This window comes from Pseudomonas arcuscaelestis, assembly GCF_016881005.1.
In the GTDB taxonomy this organism is placed as follows: domain Bacteria; phylum Pseudomonadota; class Gammaproteobacteria; order Pseudomonadales; family Pseudomonadaceae; genus Aquipseudomonas; species Aquipseudomonas arcuscaelestis.
Genome location: NZ_JACOPV010000016.1, coordinates 17337 through 36666 on the forward strand (window position 1 = coordinate 17337; position 19330 = coordinate 36666).

The 19330-nt window shown below is 59.1% G+C and carries 16 protein-coding genes; 9 read left to right on the forward strand and 7 right to left on the reverse strand.

Annotated elements, in window-relative coordinates:
• Window positions 1-12 precede the first annotated feature (12 nt).
• A complete protein-coding gene (gene speB / locus H8F21_RS22815) occupies window positions 13-969 on the reverse strand; it encodes an agmatinase (RefSeq protein ID WP_136474947.1) in 957 nt (318 codons plus the stop codon).
• Window positions 970-1260: 291 nt separating this feature from the next.
• Complete coding sequence (locus H8F21_RS22820; protein WP_203585397.1) at window positions 1261-2673, reverse strand: purine-cytosine permease family protein; 1413 nt, start codon at window positions 2671-2673, stop codon at window positions 1261-1263.
• A gap of 261 nt (window positions 2674-2934) precedes the next feature.
• Between H8F21_RS22820 and H8F21_RS22825 the strand changes: the two genes are divergently transcribed.
• The gene (locus H8F21_RS22825) at window positions 2935-3381 is read left to right on the forward strand and encodes a hypothetical protein (RefSeq protein WP_136474949.1); all 447 of its coding nucleotides are present in this window, start codon (window positions 2935-2937) and stop codon (window positions 3379-3381) included.
• Window positions 3382-3502: 121 nt separating this feature from the next.
• Window positions 3503-4228, forward strand: coding sequence for a tellurite resistance TerB family protein (locus tag H8F21_RS22830; RefSeq protein WP_203479686.1), 726 nt, complete (start codon window positions 3503-3505; stop codon window positions 4226-4228).
• Window positions 4229-4513: 285 nt separating this feature from the next.
• Here H8F21_RS22830 and H8F21_RS22835 read toward each other — a convergent pair whose 3' ends face one another.
• Both H8F21_RS22835 and H8F21_RS22840 read right to left on the reverse strand, forming a co-directional pair.
• Window positions 4514-5761 carry a ribonucleotide-diphosphate reductase subunit beta gene (locus H8F21_RS22835; protein WP_203479685.1) on the reverse strand — a complete coding sequence of 416 codons (1248 nt, stop codon included), beginning with the start codon at window positions 5759-5761 and terminating at the stop codon, window positions 4514-4516.
• 219 nt (window positions 5762-5980) lie between these two features.
• Window positions 5981-8863: a ribonucleoside-diphosphate reductase subunit alpha gene (locus H8F21_RS22840; protein WP_203479684.1), complete on the reverse strand. Its 2883-nt coding sequence runs from the start codon at window positions 8861-8863 to the stop codon at window positions 5981-5983.
• A gap of 788 nt (window positions 8864-9651) precedes the next feature.
• Here H8F21_RS22840 and H8F21_RS22845 point away from each other — a divergent pair.
• The 3 genes from H8F21_RS22845 to fhuF are packed head-to-tail and all read left to right on the forward strand — an operon-like array spanning window position 9652 to window position 12532.
• The gene (locus H8F21_RS22845; protein WP_203585398.1) at window positions 9652-10371 is read left to right on the forward strand and encodes a response regulator; all 720 of its coding nucleotides are present in this window, start codon (window positions 9652-9654) and stop codon (window positions 10369-10371) included.
• Entirely contained in the window at window positions 10368-11987 is a 1620-nt protein-coding gene (locus H8F21_RS22850; protein ID WP_203585399.1) for an ATP-binding protein, read from the forward strand. Before H8F21_RS22845 ends, H8F21_RS22850 begins: the two co-directional genes overlap by 4 nt.
• Window positions 11984-12532, forward strand: a complete 549-nt coding sequence (gene fhuF, locus H8F21_RS22855; protein WP_203479681.1) for a siderophore-iron reductase FhuF — start codon at window positions 11984-11986, stop codon at window positions 12530-12532. The genes H8F21_RS22850 and fhuF overlap by 4 nt, the downstream gene beginning before the upstream one ends.
• A gap of 3 nt (window positions 12533-12535) precedes the next feature.
• On the opposite strand, the gene H8F21_RS22860 is transcribed toward fhuF, so the two are convergent.
• Window positions 12536-13237 carry a 4'-phosphopantetheinyl transferase family protein gene (locus H8F21_RS22860; protein WP_203479680.1) on the reverse strand — a complete coding sequence of 234 codons (702 nt, stop codon included), beginning with the start codon at window positions 13235-13237 and terminating at the stop codon, window positions 12536-12538.
• A gap of 192 nt (window positions 13238-13429) precedes the next feature.
• Here H8F21_RS22860 and H8F21_RS22865 point away from each other — a divergent pair, with 192 nt between their 5' ends.
• From H8F21_RS22865 to H8F21_RS22880, 4 genes are all read left to right on the forward strand, one after another.
• A complete protein-coding gene (locus tag H8F21_RS22865) occupies window positions 13430-14032 on the forward strand; it encodes an outer membrane beta-barrel protein (RefSeq protein WP_136474956.1) in 603 nt (200 codons plus the stop codon).
• Window positions 14033-14142: 110 nt separating this feature from the next.
• On the forward strand, window positions 14143-14820 hold the full coding sequence (locus tag H8F21_RS22870) for a response regulator transcription factor (protein WP_203585400.1): 678 nt from the start codon (window positions 14143-14145) through the stop codon (window positions 14818-14820).
• The gene (locus tag H8F21_RS22875; protein ID WP_203479679.1) at window positions 14817-16163 is read left to right on the forward strand and encodes an ATP-binding protein; all 1347 of its coding nucleotides are present in this window, start codon (window positions 14817-14819) and stop codon (window positions 16161-16163) included. Before H8F21_RS22870 ends, H8F21_RS22875 begins: the two co-directional genes overlap by 4 nt.
• A gap of 312 nt (window positions 16164-16475) precedes the next feature.
• Complete coding sequence (locus H8F21_RS22880; RefSeq protein ID WP_203479678.1) at window positions 16476-17798, forward strand: dicarboxylate/amino acid:cation symporter; 1323 nt, start codon at window positions 16476-16478, stop codon at window positions 17796-17798.
• An 81-nt stretch (window positions 17799-17879) separates the two neighbouring features.
• On the opposite strand, the gene H8F21_RS22885 is transcribed toward H8F21_RS22880, so the two are convergent.
• Together H8F21_RS22885 and H8F21_RS22890 are read right to left on the reverse strand one after the other, a co-directional pair.
• Entirely contained in the window at window positions 17880-18374 is a 495-nt protein-coding gene (locus H8F21_RS22885; RefSeq protein WP_203543048.1) for a SprT family zinc-dependent metalloprotease, read from the reverse strand.
• Window positions 18375-18514: 140 nt separating this feature from the next.
• Entirely contained in the window at window positions 18515-19114 is a 600-nt protein-coding gene (locus H8F21_RS22890; RefSeq protein WP_136474961.1) for a Yip1 family protein, read from the reverse strand.
• Between the last annotated feature and the right edge of the window lie 216 nt (window positions 19115-19330).

Below are 19330 nucleotides of genomic sequence, written 5' to 3' on the forward strand. Positions count from 1 at the left end.
CTTCTCCTCGACTTAGCTGCGTTCAGCCAAAGCATCGGCAAGGATGCAGAGGAGCTCGAACATCATGGTTGCGCCAACCAATGCTGTGGCACCGCCCAAATCAAAAGGCGGGGAGACTTCCACCACATCGGCGCCGACCAGGTTCAGTCCACGCAAACCACGAACCATTTGCTGCGCCTGCAGGGTGGTCATCCCGCCGATTTCAGGGGTGCCGGTGCCGGGTGCAAAAGCGGGGTCGAGCACGTCGACATCAAAGCTGATGTAGGTGGGGTCCTGGCCCACCACACGGCGTACTTCTGCCAGCGTGCCCTCGACGCCAAGGTCGCAGAACTCTTCCATGTGGATGACGCGAATGCCGCATTCTTCTGCGAAGGCTTCATCGTCTGCGGAGTAAATCGAACCGCGAATACCGATTTGTACCGTGCGTCGCGGGTCGAGCAGGCCTTCTTCGATGGCGCGACGAAAGGGCGTGCCGTGGGTGTAGGGGTTGTCGCCGAAGTAGCGGTCGTTGGTGTCGGAGTGCGCGTCGAAATGCACCATGCCGATGGGACGGTGGCGTGCCAGTGCGCGAAAGATCGGCAAAGTGACAAGGTGGTCGCCGCCCACCGACAGCGGAATCACCCCGGCCTGATGCAGTTTGCTGAAGAAACCTTCGATCTGCTTCAAGGAGTCGAGCAGGTCGATCGGGTTAACCGGCGCGTCGCCCAGGTCGCCGACGCGGGTCAGGTCGTAGGGCGCAATGCGGCTGACATGGTGAACCTTACGCATCAGGCTGGACATATTGCGCACTTCCCGCGGCCCGTGCCGAGCCCCGGCACGGTTGGTGGTGCCGCCGTCCCACGGTACACCGACCAGGCCGATACGGACTTGCGCGGGGTCTTCGAACACGGGCAAGCGCATGAAGGTCGGAATGCCGGCGAAACGTGGCACCAGTGCAGCATCAACGGGTTGCGGGTTGTTATTGCTCATAGCGGATCTCCTCGTCGAACCGGGGTGACGGTCGACTCATTGTCTTTATCGTTCAGGAGTGAAAAAGGGCAGGTGCAGCCAGGGCGTGAAACCGGGGAGGGGTGAGGGCATAGATAAAAACCTTGTTATTATTTTTGGATGTTCCAGGCTTAGCGTACGAACAGCGGGCGAGTTGATAAATCGCCAACATCGAAAGTCAGCTTTTCAAAAAAATTAAGTGATTGCCGGGTGAACGCTCACCCCGAGAGCGTATGCAGGGGGTGAGCTGCGCGGGTTTGAACCCAATGCTATTTACAGGCTGTGTTGTACGGGGGATGAAACGGCTGCTTTGGATCTCTTAGCCAGGAAGTAATACATAACCCCGGGTATTATCAAACCAATGATCCAAGAGATATCGACGCCATTCATTTTTTCAACCAGTGCACCGGTATAGAGGCTGGTTGAAATAAAAGGCATTTGAATCAGGACGCCAATTACGTAAGTGCTGATGCCCAGCGTGTTCCATCGGCCATATTGGCCATTGGGATCGAACAGCGCGTTCAAGTTGTATCGCTCTTTATTGACGAAGTAGAAATCGACAAGATTGATAGCGCTCCAAGGCGTGAAGAATGCCAGCAAGAACAAGATGAACGATTTGAAAACGCCGATGAAAGAGTCCTCACCCAGCAGCGCAACAGCGGTCGATGCGCCGACAATGCACAATACGAAAACAATGCGTTGGCGTTGGCTGATTGCAACATGCCCGCGAAAGCCACTGATAACCGTAGCGGCGCACATGAAGCTGCCGTAGGCGTTCAGGGTCGAGATCGTGAGTTTGCCGAAAGCGATGCTGAAGTAGATCAGGGCGGCGGCGGCCCCGGTGCTTCCCAGTCCGACGATCACAGAGACTTCATGGCCGGCGAAGTTCGCACCTGCCAGGGCCGCGGCGAACACCCCGAGTACCATCGATATCTGCGCCCCGATAACTGAGCCAAGGCCAACGGCGAGGATCGTCTTGATTGACGAAGTCTTGCTCGGCAGGTAGCGCGAATAGTCCGCCACATAGGGTCCATAGGCAATCTGCCAGGACGCGGAGAGTGACACGGCGAGAAGAAAGCTACCCCAGTCGAAATGACGAATCGCAAGCAACTGGCCGATATCGTTGGTGAGGGTCAGTCGGGCAAAGAGATAGCAGAACGCAACAACCCCAACGATGCTCGCGGCACGCCCGGCGATGTGAATGAAGCGATAGCCCATGATGGTCATCAGCATCGTCAAACCGGCAAAGATCAGAATGCCACTGCTGTTACTGACACCGGCCAATTGCGAAACAGCCTGGCCGGATAGAATCGCGCCTGTTGCGTTAAAGCCCAAGTACATCAGCGCAACTAGAATAATAGGGATGGTTGCGCCATAGACACCAAACTGCACACGGCTGGAGATCATTTGCGGAAGACCCAGTTTCGGCCCTTGTGCAGCATGCAGGGCCATGACAGCACCGCCAAATATCTGCCCGACCAACAAACCAATCAGTGACCAAAATACATCGCCGCCTAAAACAACAGCGAGGGAGCCTGTTAGCAATGCAGTAATTTGTAAGTTGCAGCCTAGCCACAAGGTGAACTGACTGAAGAGGCTACCGTGCCTTTCCGATTCGGGTATGTGGTCGATAGTGCGTGTTTCGAGCAAGGACGGCTGCGCTGAATCAACACGGGTGTTGGGCATTTGCTATCTCCACGGGACATTGTTGTCCTCGTAATTGTTGTGGGTCGCAAGAGATGGGCAGGGATGTAATGCGAGAGTGGTTTAATTGGGTTTTGTTGTTTTTTTTGTGCGCGGCTAGAGTAGCGATAGTTTGTAGCTAATAGATACCCTGAACTGATTAATCCGGCTTTCGGTTTCGGTTAACTATGTTGCTGTCGTACTGTAGGCAGGCCGACCGGGGGCAGGTCTATACTGGGTACTCACTTCTGCGAGTGAGTAATCATGAAAGACCTGACGCGCATGTGCTGGCTGGCTTCGGCAGTCGCTGTTGTGATGATGGGCTGCGCTGGCTATGAAAATCGCAAGGCCGACTTCGTCCAGATCGATCTTAAGCCCGTAGGGCATAACGCTGGCGAAATCGGCTACGTCACGATGGTGCCACGCGGCAATGCAACCGACCTTAGCTTCCATGTCAGCGGTGTATACCGCAGCTTGCACCAGGTTCGCCTGTATACCTATATCTACAAGGGCTCCTGCACCAGCCGCGCGGCGCAACCGGCTTACTCATTGAATGACATCGTCATGGTCAATCGCAGCAGCACCGGCTGGGATTTTTCCAGGACCGTGCCCACACCCATTGGCACGTTGAGTGGCCATGGTTACTCGGTGGTTCTCAGCACTGGCCCGGAAGAGGGCAGCATCGAACAGTTCTGCGCCGAGATTCCTTGATGCTGGGCGGATATAAACAAGGCAGGGCCTGCTCGGCCGTCAGCCAGACGGTCGTGGTGGGTTGCCTTGAGGGGGCTATCGTTTGTTGTCTGGGCAACAACTACCACAGGAGGGCGGTGCCATGAACACCAGTGATCTACTCGAACAATTACTCCGGTCCGGGCAGGGCTCGCAGGCGCAACAAGGGGGCGGCGGCATGTCGTCGCAAGACCCAATGGGCGGACTGGGTGGTTTGCTGGGCGGGCTGCTCGGCGGCGGTGGAGGCGCTGGTGGTGGCGGCCTCGGTGGTTTGCTCGGCGGTCTATTAGGTGGCAGTAGTGCCAGTAACAATGGTGGCGGTTATAGCCAGGGGCGTTCCGGGGGCGGTACAAATTACGCGGCCTTGGCCTCGTTGGGCATGATGGCCTTCCAGGCCTATCAAAGCTGGCAGCGCAGCCAGGCGGCAGCCCCGCAACAGATGGTGCGCACTGTCGATCAATTGTCCGGGCCAGAGGCCGAAGATCACAGCCATGCGATCCTGCGTGCACTGATTGCTGCGGCCAAGGCGGACGGTCGCATCGACAAGCAGGAAGAACAGTTGATCTACGCAGAAATCAAACGCCACACCAGCGACCCGCAATTGCAGCAATGGTTGGATGTTGAAGTCAGCAAGCCGCTCGATGCTGCCGAAGTCGCCCAATCAGCCCAGGACCCGGCCATGGCCGCGGAAATGTACCTGGCCAGTGTGATGCTGGTGGATGACCAGCAAGAAGCAGAGCGGGCCTATCTGGACGAACTGGCCGGCGCGCTACAGATCGATCCGCAGTTGCAGCTGCACCTGGAACAGCAGGCCAAGGGCAGTGCCTGACTGGCCGAGTTACCCTCTGGTTAAGTTGGTTGGGGGAGTGAGGCTGCGAGCTTATCTATTAATGTGGCACCGCTGCCGGCCCTACGCTGACTCGAAACCGCCCCGCGCCAATGGATCAGCACCTGGCTGTATGTGTCACCGACTACACAGTTGGCCTACCGTGAATAAGCAAAAAAAAGCCACCTCAGCATGCAGTGCTGAGGTGGCTTTGGTGGCTTCAGGTCTAGCGGTTCAGTTAACGCCGAACAGCGTTCAACTGCTCATCTGCACCTGGGGAGCAAGGCATCAATCCCAGCTCAACGCCCCACCTGTTTGATACTCGATAACCCGAGTCTCGAAGAAGTTCTTCTCTTTCTTCAAGTCCATGATCTCGCTCATCCATGGGAACGGGTTGGTGGTACCTGGGTATTCTTCTTTCAAACCGATCTGCGACAGGCGACGGTTGGCGATGAACTTGAGGTAGTCCTCCATCATCGCCGCGTTCATGCCCAGTACGCCGCGCGGCATGGTGTCGCGAGCGTATTCGATTTCCAACTGGGTGCCTTGCAGGATCATTTGCGAGGCTTCTTCTTTCATTTCGGCATCCCACAGGTGTGGGTTTTCGATCTTGATCTGGTTGATCACGTCGATACCGAAGTTCAAGTGCATGGACTCGTCACGCAGGATGTACTGGAACTGCTCGGCAACGCCAGTCATCTTGTTGCGACGACCCATGGACAGGATCTGGGTGAAGCCGCAGTAGAAGAAGATGCCTTCCAGAACGCAGTAGTAGGCGATCAGGTTGCGCAGCAGTTCTTTGTCGGTCTCGACGGTACCGGTATTGAATTCCGGGTCGGAGATCGCGCGGGTGTAGCTCAGGCCCCAGGCGGCTTTCTTCGCAACCGACGGGATCTCGTGGTACATGTTGAAGATCTCGCCTTCATCCATGCCCAGCGATTCGATGCAGTACTGGTAGGCGTGGGTGTGGATCGCCTCTTCGAACGCCTGGCGCAGGATGTACTGGCGGCACTCGGGGTTGGTGATCAGGCGGTACACGGCCAGCGCCAGGTTGTTGGCAACCAGGGAGTCGGCAGTGGAGAAGAAGCCCAGGTTACGCATGACGATGCGACGCTCGTCGTCGGTCAGGCCTTCCGGGTTTTTCCACAGGGCGATGTCCGCGGTCATGTTGACCTCTTGCGGCATCCAGTGGTTGGCGCAACCGTCCAGGTACTTCTGCCAGGCCCAGTCGTACTTGAATGGCACCAGCTGGTTGAGGTCGGCGCGGCAGTTGATCATGCGCTTTTCGTCAACCGCAACACGGGCAGCGGAGCCTTCCAGCTCAGCCAGGCCTTCGGCGATGTCGAGTTGGTCCAGGGCGGCCTTGGCACGCTTGACGGCTTCCGAGTCATCGGCAGTCACGGCGCGGGCTTCCAACGCGGCAACACCGCCAGCGTTATCGAGCTTGTCGATGCCTGCGGCAGCAGCTTGAGTGGCGGTTGCGCCTTTGGAGGCTTCTTCGCCTTCGTCTTTGTCGAATTCGTCCCAGCTCAGCATGGTGGGTCTCCTGCTTGAGGGCCATGTTCAGTATGGCCGGTGGATCTTGGTTGCGTTGCTTGCGGTTGAGTACTGCTGTGCACGCAAAAACTTTGAATGCTTCCGGGAGCTTGGCTCCTCGGAGGAGGCCAGGGTTGTCCCTGACCTTCTATTAGGCTGCTGTGGGAGCGGCTTTGGCCGCTTTCGCGGGGCAAGCCCGCTCCCACAGGGGGTGTGGCGTTACTGGCAGGCTTCGCAATCCGGCTCGTCGATAGCGCAAGCCTTCGGCACTGGCGCAGGGCCGGCTGCCTGGATCGGGGCGCTGTCGCCACCGCTGGATACAGCGTTGAGCTTGCCGGTGTTGATGGTCGACTTCTCGGTGCTGGTCGCAGCCAGGGCACGGAGGTAGTAGGTGGTTTTCAGACCACGGTACCAAGCCATGCGGTAGGTGACGTCCAGTTTCTTGCCCGAAGCGCCGGCAATGTACAGGTTCAGCGACTGGGCCTGGTCGATCCACTTCTGACGGCGGCTGGCGGCGTCGACGATCCACTTGGTTTCCACTTCGAACGCAGTGGCGTACAGGTCTTTGAGTTCCTGTGGAATGCGCTCGATCTGCTGTACCGAACCATCGTAGTACTTCAGGTCGTTGATCATGACCGAGTCCCACAGACCGCGGGCCTTGAGGTCGCGAACCAGATACGGGTTGATCACGGTGAACTCGCCCGACAGGTTCGATTTCACATACAGGTTCTGGTAGGTCGGCTCGATCGACTGCGATACGCCGGTAATATTGGCGATGGTTGCGGTCGGCGCGATGGCCATGATGTTCGAGTTACGAATACCTTTCTGAACACGAGCCCGTACCGGTGCCCAGTCCAGGGTTTCGTTCAGGTCGACGTCGATGTACTTCTGGCCACGGGCTTCGATCAGGATCTGTTGCGAATCCAGTGGCAGGACGCCTTTGGACCACAGCGAACCCTGGAAGGTCTCGTACGAGCCGCGCTCATCGGCCAGGTCGCAGGATGCCTGGATCGCGAAGTAGCTGACCGCTTCCATCGACTTGTCGGCGAACTCGACGGCCGCGTCGGAACCGTAGGCAATGTGCTGCAGGTACAGCGCGTCCTGGAAGCCCATGATGCCCAGGCCCACTGGACGGTGCTTGAGGTTCGAGTTACGTGCTTGCGGCACCGAGTAGTAGTTGATGTCGATCACGTTGTCGAGCATGCGCACGGCCGTGTTCACGGTGCGTTGCAGCTTGGCGGTGTCCAGCTTGCCGTCGACGATGTGGTTCGGCAGGTTGATCGAGCCCAGGTTGCAGACGGCGATTTCATCCTTGTTGGTGTTCAAGGTGATTTCGGTGCACAGGTTCGAGCTGTGGACCACGCCCACGTGCTGCTGCGGCGAACGCAGGTTGCATGGGTCTTTGAAGGTCAACCATGGGTGGCCGGTCTCGAACAGCATCGAGAGCATCTTGCGCCACAGGTCTTTGGCCTGGATGGTCTTGAATACCTTGATCTTGTTGTATTCGGTCAGCGCTTCGTAATACTCGTAGCGCTCTTCGAAGGCCTTGCCGGTCAGATCGTGCAGGTCGGGTACTTCGTTTGGCGAGAACAGGGTCCACTTGCCGTCATCGAAGACGCGCTTCATGAACAGGTCAGGGATCCAGTTGGCGGTGTTCATGTCGTGGGTACGACGGCGATCATCACCGGTGTTCTTGCGCAGCTCGATGAATTCTTCGATGTCCAGGTGCCAGGTTTCCAGGTAGGCACAGACAGCGCCTTTGCGCTTGCCGCCCTGGTTTACCGCAACAGCTGTGTCATTGACCACTTTCAGGAATGGAACGACGCCCTGGGATTTACCGTTGGTGCCCTTGATATAGGAGCCCAGTGCACGCACAGGGGTCCAGTCGTTACCCAGGCCACCGGCGAATTTCGACAGCATGGCGTTGTCGTGGATCGCGTGGTAGATGCCCGAGAGGTCGTCCGGCACGGTAGTCAGGTAGCAGCTCGACAGCTGTGGACGCTGGGTACCGGCGTTGAACAGGGTCGGGGTCGAAGCCATGTAGTCGAAGGACGACAACAGGTTGTAGAACTCGATGGCACGGGCTTCTTTGTTTTTCTCTTCGAGCGCCAGGCCCATGGCCACACGCATGAAGAACACCTGAGGCAGCTCGAAACGTACGCCATCCTTATGGATGAAGTAACGGTCGTACAGGGTCTGCAGGCCCAGGTAGGTGAACTGCTGGTCGCGCTCGTGGTTGATCGCCTTGCCCAGTTGTTCCAGGTCGAAGTCGGCCAGTGCCGGGTTGAGCAGCTCAAACTCCACGCCCTTGGCAACGTAGGCTGGCAGGGCCTTGGCGTACAGGTCGGCCATCTCGTGGTGAGTGGCGCTGTCGGCAACGCCGAGGAAACTCAGGCCTTCGGCACGCAGGGTGTCCATCAGCAGGCGGGCGGTAACGAAAGAGTAGTTCGGCTCGCGCTCGACCAGGGTACGGGCGGTCATTACCAAGGCGGTGTTGACGTCCTTGATGGCCACGCCGTCGTAGAGGTTCTTCAGGGTTTCGCGCTGGATCAGGTCGCCATCGACTTCGGCCAGACCTTCGCAGGCCTCGGAGATGATGGTGTTCAGACGGTTCATGTCCAGCGGCGCCAGGCTGCCGTCAGCCAGGGTGATACGGATGCTTGGGTGCGGCTGAACGGTGCTGTCTTCGGCGTGGCTACGGGTAGCACGCTCTTTGGCGCGCTGATCGCGGTAGATCACGTAGTCGCGGGCAACTTTCTGCTCGCCGGCACGCATCAGAGCCAGTTCGACCTGGTCCTGGATTTCTTCGATGTGGATAGTGCCGCCCGACGGCATGCGACGTTTGAACGTAGCAGTAACCTGTTCGGTCAGACGGGCAACGGTGTCATGGATACGCGACGAGGCAGCAGCGGTGCCACCTTCAACTGCAAGGAACGCCTTGGTGATAGCCACGGTGATCTTGTCGTCGGTGTAGGCGACGACAGTGCCATTGCGCTTGATCACACGCAGTTGGCCTGGGGCGGTAGCAGCCAGATCCTGGTTCGAATCGGCGGCCTGCGGCGCCTGGGCCTGCGGGTTCTCGCGAGTTGTGTCGGTTTGCATGGGTGTCTCCACATTCTCTATGTTTATTTAGGCGCTGTGTAAGCGCCAACCGTTCCGTCCGAAAGCCCAACAACCGACCCTGACGACACGCAGGAACACGACGCTCCGGCATGCCGAACAGGTCGGGCATACTCACTTCGGGACAGATCAGGAAATAAGGGGCAATTACTTGCCGCTCCCTGGCCGAAGTCAAAGGTTCTGAGTCTCGCTCAAAACTGTTGCTGTAAGGTGTGCCTATGGCTTGCAACACCCGTACCCGAAACAACACCCTCCAAGGGTTTGCAACGGACGCCTGCGCCGGAGCGGTTTGGCTACTGAATACGTTTTAAGTTCAAGCAAAAAAAGCACTATTTAAGGGCTTGAGTTCTTTGCTTGACTTGTGCTTGGGAATCGCTTCAAAACCCAAGATGTAGTGTTTTGTTTCGATGGGGATACAAGATAATGCGGTCCAAGGGGTATTGCAAGGTCATGCTCTGTGGATAACTTGTGCGTAGTTTGTGAGTGATTTTGCCTAAAGCCTTGTAGGCCGCGTCTTAGCGCCAGATCACCACTCGTCACCCTTTTTTTAACGGGCCGTCGTTACCCAGGTACAAATTTTAGGGCGCGCACCCTACCACAATTTCCTGGTTCTTCCGAGCGGCCGACGCGGCGGTTGTCCGCAACGGGTGGCGGCGGTTGGCAGGTGTCGGTGCCTTCCGTAGTATCCGGGGCAGAACTGGCCTTTTGGGGACGCCAGTACCCAACGCATATAACAACAAGTTCATAACAATAAGCTGTCGAGGTGGACCGTGGAGCAGCAGCGCAGCCAGGTATTGATTGTCGAGGATGACCAGCGTTTGGCCGACCTGACACGCGAGTACCTGCAGGCCAACGGCTTTGAAGTCGAGGTTGAAGGTGATGGCGCCAAGGCCGCGGCGCGGATAATCGCCGAGCAACCGGACCTGGTGATTCTCGACCTGATGCTGCCCGGAGAAGACGGCCTGAGCATCTGTCGCAAGGTTCGCCAGCAATTTGCCGGGCCAATTCTCATGCTCACCGCTCGCAGCGACGACCTGGACCAGGTTCAAGGCCTGGACCTGGGCGCCGACGACTACGTCTGCAAGCCGGTTCGGCCGCGCTTGTTGCTGGCGCGCATCAACGCGTTGCTGCGCCGCAGCGAGCCTGCCGAGAGCGAACCAGTGCAATGTCTGCAGTTCGGGCCGCTGCGGGTCGATAACGTGCTGCGCGAGGCCTGGCTGCAAGACAACGGTATCGAGCTGACCAGCGCGGAATTCGATTTGCTCTGGCTGTTGGTCAGCAACGCCGGGCGCACGTTGTCCCGGGAAGAAATTTTCACCTCGTTGCGCGGCGTCGGTTATGACGGCCAGGATCGCTCCATCGATGTGCGTATTTCCAGAATCCGCCCCAAAATCGGCGACGACCCTGAGCACCCGCGAATGATCAAGACCATCCGCAGCAAAGGCTATCTATTCGTGCGCGAGGCGGCAGAGGCGATGGGCCAGTCGTGATGAATTCGATTTTCCTGCGTATCTATGGCGGCATGCTCGCCGCCCTGGTGCTGGTGGCAGTGCTTGGGGTGCTGAGTGTGCACCTGCTCAACGAGGTTCGAGCCGGTCAGTACCGTGAGCGTCTGGCCCACGGCACCTTCACCTTGATGGCCGACAACCTGGCGCCGCTTGGCGAAGTGGAGCGCAAGCGCAATCTGCTGATCTGGGAGCGCTTGCTGGGCATTCCGCTGGACCTGCAACCGTCGTCTGCCGCGGGTCTGGATGGCGGCCAGCGCAGCAAGTTGAATCGCGGCCAGGTGCTGGTAGAGAAGACCGGCCCGCATGCGGCCAGGGTCATGCGCCAGGTCGGCACGCAGGACCTGCTGTTGGTGGGCGAGGTAGAGCAGATCAGCGAGCAGTTGGCGCGAGCGACGATCTACCTGCTTGCCGATGAGCTGGTGCGTTATCCCATTGGTGAGCAGCCCCGGCGCCTGGCGCAGATCAAGCAGGACAAAGGTTTTGGTTTTGACTTGAGCCTGCGCCGTATCGACCAGACCGACATGGACGACGACCAGCGTCGACGTGTCGATGAAGGCGACACGGTAATGGCGCTTGGCAAGGATGGCGACTCGATCCGCGTAGTTGCCGGCATGGTCGGCACGCCCTGGGTGCTGGAGATTGGCCCGCTGTATCAGATGAACCCTTATCCGCCGCAGTTGCTGGCGTTGATTGCGGTACTTGGGCTGTGCCTTATTGGTTTGATTGTCTATCTATTGGTGCGGCAGCTGGAGCGACGCCTTTCCGATCTCGAGACTGCTGCCACGCGCATCGCCCAAGGCAGCTTGTCTACCCGTGTGGCGGCCGATGATGCCGATTCTGTCGGGCGCCTGGCCGCCGCCTTCAATGGCATGGCCGAACACCTGCAGCGTTCGCTGGCCATCCAGCGGGAGCTGGTACGCGCCGTTTCCCATGAGTTGCGCACCCCAGTGGCACGGCTGCGCTTCGGCCTGGAAATGATCGCCAGCGCCCGCGACGACCAGGCGCGGGAAAAATATTTGAGCGGCATGGACGGGGACATTCAGGAGCTCGACAAGCTGGTTGACGAGATGCTCACCTACGCCCGCCTCGAGCAGGGTGCGCCGGCCTTGAACTTTCAGCGAGTCAACCTCGATGCGCTGTTCGATCAGGTGATTGCCGAGCTGGCGCCCCTGCGCAGCGACGTCAAGGTGGTGCGCGGCGTGTGCCTGGGCGATGAGCAAGAGGCTCAAGGGCAGGGGGCATGGGTCGAAGCCGAGCCGCGCTATTTGCAACGGGCCGTGCAGAACCTGGTGAGCAATGCCATGCGCCATGCAGAATCCCAGGTCAGCCTCGGTTATCAGTTGGGAACGCAGCGTTGCCGAATCGATGTCGAGGATGACGGCCCGGGTGTTCCGGAGGAAGTCTGGGATCGCATCTTTACTCCCTTCACTCGACTGGATGACAGCCGAACCCGTGCTTCAGGCGGTCACGGCCTGGGCTTGTCGATTGTGCGGCGGATTATCTACTGGCATAACGGGCGGGCTTCGGTGGGCCACAGTGAACAACTAGGGGGCGCCCGGTTCAGCTTGACCTGGCCGCGCAGCCAGGATCAGGAATGAGTGCTGCCCAGCCGCTGGACAAGGTGCTCGAAGCGTCTCGTTTCGACGCGCTGCTGCTTGAACTGTATGGCCCGGAACTGATGCCCGGGCAACGCCCCGTATTGGTTTCGCAGTGGTCCAAGTACTACTTTGCTGCGGTCTGGAAGGTGCTGCTGGACGGCGCATCACTGCCAGTGTTCGCTGCCACCGAGGTAACCCTGGATGCTCGTGGACTGCCCATCATGCTGACTGGGAAGGCAGAGCATTGCGCAGGACTGGATGCGCTGCTGCAACAGCACCTGCAACCGCTGGTGTCGCGTCTGGCGACCTTGGGGGCGGTGGCACCCGGGGTGCTCTGGGGCAACGCGGGCGATTGCCTGGATCAGGCATTGCAGGGGGTGGAGTTGGACATCGGCGACCTGGGCCGTTTGCTCGCCTGCGCTGACAGCCCGCTGCATGCGGCAGTGGGCCTGAATGCGTCGGGCAAACGTCAACGTCGCACCTGCTGCCTCAGCTACAAGGTGGATTGGGTCGGCCATTGCCAGCACTGTCCGTTGCTTGTTTGACGCTCAGACGCTGACCAACGTCAGCAATTGGTCATCCTGCAAACAGAACTGTCCCTCAAGCTCGCGGCCGCTATGCCATTGCGCCGATAAATCAGTGAGCAAGCGCAAGCGTGCGTGGCCGTCCGCGGACCATTCCAGCACCTCGGCATGCTCGAAATAGAAGCGCTGTTGCACGATGGGGTAGAGGGCCTTGAACAGGCTTTCCTTGAGGGAAAATGTCAGGGTCACGCTGAGTCCGGTCTGCGCGCTATCCATTCTTTGCTGCTCGGCCTCGGTAAGAATCTCCCGCACCAGGCGTTCAGCGCGCTCATGGCTGAGTAAGGTTTCCTGATCCAGTCCAATGCCCTGGCAGTCACTGTTACGCGCGACCACGGCAGCCGCCCAGCCTTTGCCGTGGGTGATCGAACCGCTGATGCCGGTGGGCCAGATCGGGGAGCGATCCTCGTGGGTAGCGGGGACATACAGGCGACCATCAAGGCGCTGCAGGGCAGCCCGGGCGCACACTCGTCCGGCCAGGTACTCCGCCTGGCGCTTGGCGACCGAGCGTTGCAGGTTGGGCGTCTGCTCGATGCCGGCGCGCGCGAAGTCGTCGCTGGCAAGCAAGGCGGGGTCAAAGGCACAGCTGACCAGCTCTGCACCGGCAATGGTCTGCGGCAAGGGCCAGTGGTGGTGCAAAGCAGTGCAGCAGGAGGGCAGTCGGTTCATGGCGCTATTGTGCCGTGGCGATCAAGTGCTTGCCAATGATGCTCAGCGAGAGCACCCCGGTGCGGGTTAGGGGGTATTTTCATTCTGCGGGCGTTGTTCAGCCTAGGTTCAGGCTGGGTTCAGCGGCGGTTCAGGAGGGTTTCCTTAACCTTGCTCTATCACTTGAACGGCACACCGCCAGGAGTAACTCTCATGAAAGCGCTCAACACTCTGTTCCTTGCCGCAGCCTTTTTCAGCGCCAGCGCTGCAGTCCAGGCAGCCGACACCACTTTCGCCGGTGTCACTTACGGCCAGACCAGCGACAAAATCAAAAAATCCGGTTTGCTCAGCAGCAACACCGAGCACTTGAACACCGACGGCATCATCAGTAAGGACGGCACCTGGGGCGTACGTGTCGGCCAGATGAACGACCAGGGTCGCTACTACCTCACCTATGACAACGTTTCCAACGACCACAGCGGCTTGAAGGTGCGCCAGGAAAACCTCTTGGGCAGCTACGACATGTTCTACCCACTGGGCACCAGCACCAAGCTGTTCGGCGGTGCCAGCGCCGGCCTGACCAAGCTCAGCCAGGAGTCTTCCGGCTACAGCCGCGACACCGATACCGGTTACGCCATCGGCTTGCAAGCCGGCGTGCTACAGCAGGTTTCCGACAATGCCTCGGTTGAACTGGGCTACCGTTACCTGCGCAGCAATGCCAGCACCGAGCTTGCCGAGCATGGTGGTCCGAAAGTCGGCACCCTGCGCCTGGACAGCAGCGCGCAAACCTACCTGTCGGCCAACTACTTGTTCTGACCCACGCACGGGATTGCTCGAACCGACCTGCAAGCGCATGGCCGGTTCGCTGTTATTCTGCACGGGGCCAGGCCTGCGTGACGAACTAAGGAAAGGGTAGGGAGGAACCTATGAAACTGCTGGTGGTTGAGGACGAAGCGCTGTTGCGGCATCACTTGTTCAGCCGCTTGACCGAGAGTGGGCATGTGGTTGAAGCCGTGGCCGACGCCGAGGAAGCCTTGTATCAAGCCGCGCAGTTCAACCATGACCTGGCGGTGATCGACCTGGGCCTTCCGGGCATGAGTGGGCTGGACCTCATTCGCCAGTTGCGCTCCCAGGGCAAGGGCTTTCCCATTCTGATTCTTACCGCGCGGGGCAACTGGCAAGACAAAGTCGAAGGCCTGGCGGCAGGCGCCGACGATTATGTCGTCAAGCCTTTCCAGTTCGAAGAACTCGAGGCGCGGCTCAACGCCTTGCTGCGGCGTTCCAGCGGCTTTACCCAGTCGACCATCGCTGCCGGCCCCCTGGTGCTCGACCTCAATCGCAAACAGGCGACGCTGGACGAACAGCCGCTGGCGCTGACTGCCTACGAGTACCGCATCCTGGAATACCTGATGCGCCATCATCAGCAAGTGGTGGCCAAGGATCGCCTGATGGAGCAGCTGTATCCCGATGACGACGAGCGCGATCCAAATGTGATCGAAGTGCTGGTGGGGCGCCTGCGCCGCAAGCTTGAGGGTGACAACGGCTTCAAGCCTATCGATACCGTCCGTGGCTTGGGCTACCTGTTCACCGAGCGCTGCCGATGATCCGTTCGTTACGGGTGCGCCTGATGCTGGCGGCTGCGCTGCTGGCGCTGTTGTTCATGCTCGCCTTGCTGCCAGCCCTGCAGAAGACGTTCAGCCTGGCATTGCAGGAGTCGATCGAAAAGCGCCTGGCCTCGGATGTTACTACCTTGATATCGGCAGCGCGCATCGAGCACAACCAGTTGCAGATGCCGGACTTGCTGCCGGATGAAAAATACAACCTGCCCGACAGCCGTTTGCTCGGCTACATCTATGATCGCCAGGGCAATCTGGTCTGGCGGTCCCGGGCTACGGCCGATGAAAACATCAACTACACCCCACGCTATGACGGGCGCGGCAACGAATTTGCGCGCATCCGCCAGGCCGACGGCGAGGAGTTCTTTGTCTATGACGTCGAAGTCAAGCTGCTCGGTGGCAAGACGGCAGCGTTCAGCATCGTTGCATTACAGCCGGTGCGCGAATACCAGCATACCCTCGACGGCCTGCGCGAACGCCTGTACCTGGGGTTTGGTGCGGCGCTGCTGGCCTTGCTGGTGTTGCTCTGGGCGGGTTTGACCTGGGGCTTGCGCTCGTTGCGCCAGTTGAGTCACGAGCTTGATGATGTCGAGTCCGGTGCCCGCGATGGGCTCAGCGGCGAGCATCCTCGTGAGTTGTTGCGTTTGACCGGTTCATTGAACCGCCTGTTGCGCAGTGAGCGTGACCAGCGCCAACGCTACCGTGATTCCCTGGACGACCTGGCCCATAGCCTGAAAACCCCGTTGGCGGTGTTGCAAGGGGTAAGTGAAAGCATGGGCCAGCGTCGTGAAGACCGTGAGCAGTCGCGGATTCTGCAAAGTCAGATCGAGCGCATGAGCCAGCAGATCGACTACCAGTTGCAACGCGCCAGCCTGCGCAAGAGTGGCCTGGTCCGTTATCAGGTAGCGGTGCAACCGTTGCTCGAAAGCCTGTGCAGCACGCTGGCCAAGGTGTACCGCGACAAACAGGTGAACATCACCCTTGATGTGCCCGAGCAGGCTGTCGTGCCGATGGAGCAAGGGGCATTGCTCGAGCTGCTTGGCAACCTGCTGGAAAACGCCTACCGCCTGTGCCTGAGCCAGATCCGCATCAGCCTGCGCAGTGATCCTTCGGCGATCGAGTTGTGTATCGAGGATGACGGTCCGGGCGTACCGCTTGATCAGCGCGAACGCATTCTGCAGCGTGGAGAACGCCTGGATCGGCAGAACCCGGGGCAGGGCATTGGCCTGGCGGTGGTCAAGGACATTATCGAGAGCTATGACGCCAGCCTCACGCTGGATGACTCCGAACTCGGTGGCGCCGCATTTCGTATCCGCTTTTCCTTGGACTGAATCGCCATTTTCTCTGGAATGAATCGCGATTTCCTCTGGGCGGATTACCGCCATCCTTATGGTTTTGCAAAAGGTGTCGGGCGGAAATCCGCCAAATCGCTCGGCACTCTTGCATCCTCTTTGTGCACGAAACCCGCGTAAACACTGGGCTTGCACTCATAAAGCGCACATTGGCATCGGGCTTGCTATTGACCAGACAGAGATCTGCCAGGCAGCTCGACACAACAAATCCCTCCAGTGCAGGAGGGTTCGCGCTTTAGGTACCCCACGCGTCCTGGGAAGGATCGGGGCGGTACACTTGAGGAAATAGCCATGACGACGCGTCAGCCACTGTACAAATCGCTGTATATCCAGGTGTTGGTAGCCATCACCATCGGTATCCTGCTGGGTCACTACTACCCTGAAACCGGCGTTGCCCTCAAACCCCTGGGTGACGGCTTCGTCAAACTGATCAAAATGGTCATCGCCCCGATCATCTTCTGCACCGTGGTCAGCGGTATCGCTGGCATGCAGAGCATGAAGTCGGTTGGCAAGACCGGTGGCTACGCGCTGCTCTACTTCGAAGTTGTTTCCACTATCGCCCTGATCATCGGTCTGGTCGTGGTCAACGTTGTCCAGCCGGGCGCTGGCATGCACATCGATGTCAGCACCCTGAACGCCAGCAGTGTGGCCGCCTATGCCGCCGCCGGCGCGCAGCAGACAACGATCGGCTTCCTGCTCAACATCATTCCAAACACCGTGGTCGGCGCCTTCGCCAACGGCGACATCCTGCAAGTGCTGATGTTCTCGGTGATCTTCGGTTTTGCCCTGCATCGCCTGGGTGCCTACGGCAAGCCGCTGCTGGACATGATCGATCGCTTCGCCCATGTCATGTTCAACATCATCAACATGATCATGAAGCTGGCACCGGTCGGTGCTTTCGGTGCCATGGCCTTCACCATCGGTCAGTACGGGGTAGGTTCGCTGGTGCAGTTGGGCTACCTGATGGCCTGCTTCTACGCCACGTGCGTACTGTTCATCCTGGTGGTGCTGGGTGGTATCGCCCGTGCACACGGTTTCAGCGTTCTCAAGCTGATCCGCTACATCCGTGAAGAGCTGATGATCGTGCTGGGTACTTCGTCGTCCGAGTCGGCCCTGCCACGCATGCTGACCAAGATGGAACGCCTGGGTGCGAAGAAGTCCGTGGTAGGCCTGGTGATTCCAACGGGCTACTCGTTCAACCTGGACGGAACGTCGATCTACCTGACCATGGCTGCGGTGTTCATCGCCCAGGCCACCGACACGACCATGGATATCACCCACCAGATCACCTTGCTGCTGGTGCTGCTGGTTGCGTCCAAAGGTGCCGCCGGCGTCACCGGTTCGGGCTTTATCGTGCTGGCGGCCACCCTGTCCGCAGTGGGCCACTTGCCGGTAGCCGGCCTGGCACTGATCCTGGGTATCGACCGCTTCATGTCCGAAGCCCGTGCCCTGACCAACCTGATCGGTAACGCTGTTGCGACCGTGGTGGTGGCCAAGTGGGTCAATGAACTGGACGAAGACAAGCTGCACGCAGAGCTTGCTTCCGGTGGTTCGCCGCTGATCGATACCCGCCCGATGGACGACCTGGGCGTAGCCGAGGGTCCTGCTCGCTAAGCCATTGGCTGAGCCATGAAAAAACCCATCTACGGATGGGTTTTTTTGTGCCTGGTTGAATACCTGTCATGGGGCAGGGCTTTACTCTACGCGCGTCTCGCCGCTGTACACCAAGGTGTTGCGGCAGCGCCTGCACAGGTAGCGCCGGCCCTGACGCACCAGGCTGTGGCGCTGGGACGAGAAGGGGAAGTCGCTGTCGGCGCAAGGGCAGCGGTAGATGTAGCGCGTCACTGTGCGACGTTTGACTTCATAGGTGTGGCAGCGATTGGGTGGCAGTTCGTAAACACCGCGCATGATTAGCTGCCATTCCTCGCCATGCGGCTGGATTCGATCACCAAACAGTTGATGGGCAACCAGATGGGCGACTTCGTGGGCCACGGTCTGCTTGAGGAAGTCATCGCTGTTTTCGCGGTACAACTGCAAATTGAATCGCAGCAGGTTTTCATGCAAATGGGCGACGCCAGCCTTTTGCCCACGCAGCTTGAAGCTCACTTCAGGGCGGGGAAAAGGGCGCTTGAAAAAGGTTTCGGCTTGCTGATAACAGGTTTCGACGCGGGATTTGAGCAGTTCGGGCATATCGGGGAACACTCCTGGCCGGCAATTATGCCGCAACCGCCGCGGCGCTGCCGAGCCACCTGTCAGCGCACAGCTTCAGGCCGCCTTGCGGCGGCCTGAAGGTTACTGCGCCTATGTTGCTGATTTTCTAATAATGGATGCTAGTTGGTATAGACAGGCCCCACGCCCAGTCCCCAGACAATCACGGTGAAGGCCATGATGGCTACCAGCACCACCAGGCCGACCGCCAATACCGAGCTCGAGAACAGAAAGCCTTCGTCCGAAGGTATGTTCATGAAGGTCGGCAGGCCGACATAGAGCAGATAAACCGTGTAGCACACGGCTGCCGTGCCGACGACCATCCCCAACCACAGGTGGGGGTAGAGCGCCGCCAGGCCGCCGACAAACAGCGGCGTTGCGGTATAAGTAGCAAACGCGATGCAGCGGGCCATGCTTGGGTTGGCGTCGTAGGTGCGCGCCATCCAGTGAATGAAGGCGCCCATTACCGCGACACCAGCAAGCATTGCCAGGTACGACATGATGGTCATCCATAACGCGCTTTCCTGGGTCAGCATGACCGGGGCGCGATCGCCAATGACCCAGCCGACCTGGGTAGTCCCGATAAATGCAGAGATGGCGGGGATCGCCGCCAGGATGAGTGTGTGGGTCAGGTACATGTGGCTGATGCTTTCTTCCTCGCCACGGATTTCTTTCCATTCTTGGTCAGGATGGGTAAACAGCCCCAGTACGTGATGGATCATGCCAGTCACTCCTTCCGTCGTTACCATCGCCCCCCAGCGGAGCGCTTGTGACCCCAAGTGATGGGGGCCAGAGGATCGAGGTCACCTATGATGTGTGGCCTTATGTCGCAGTATAGGAAGGAGTACGCCCCGCAAAGCCGGCTTTTTAGAGCAAATTGCGCTGTAAGCGCCACGGCTAATCACCTTGCAGTCTTTATCGGATGGGCCTACGCCTGC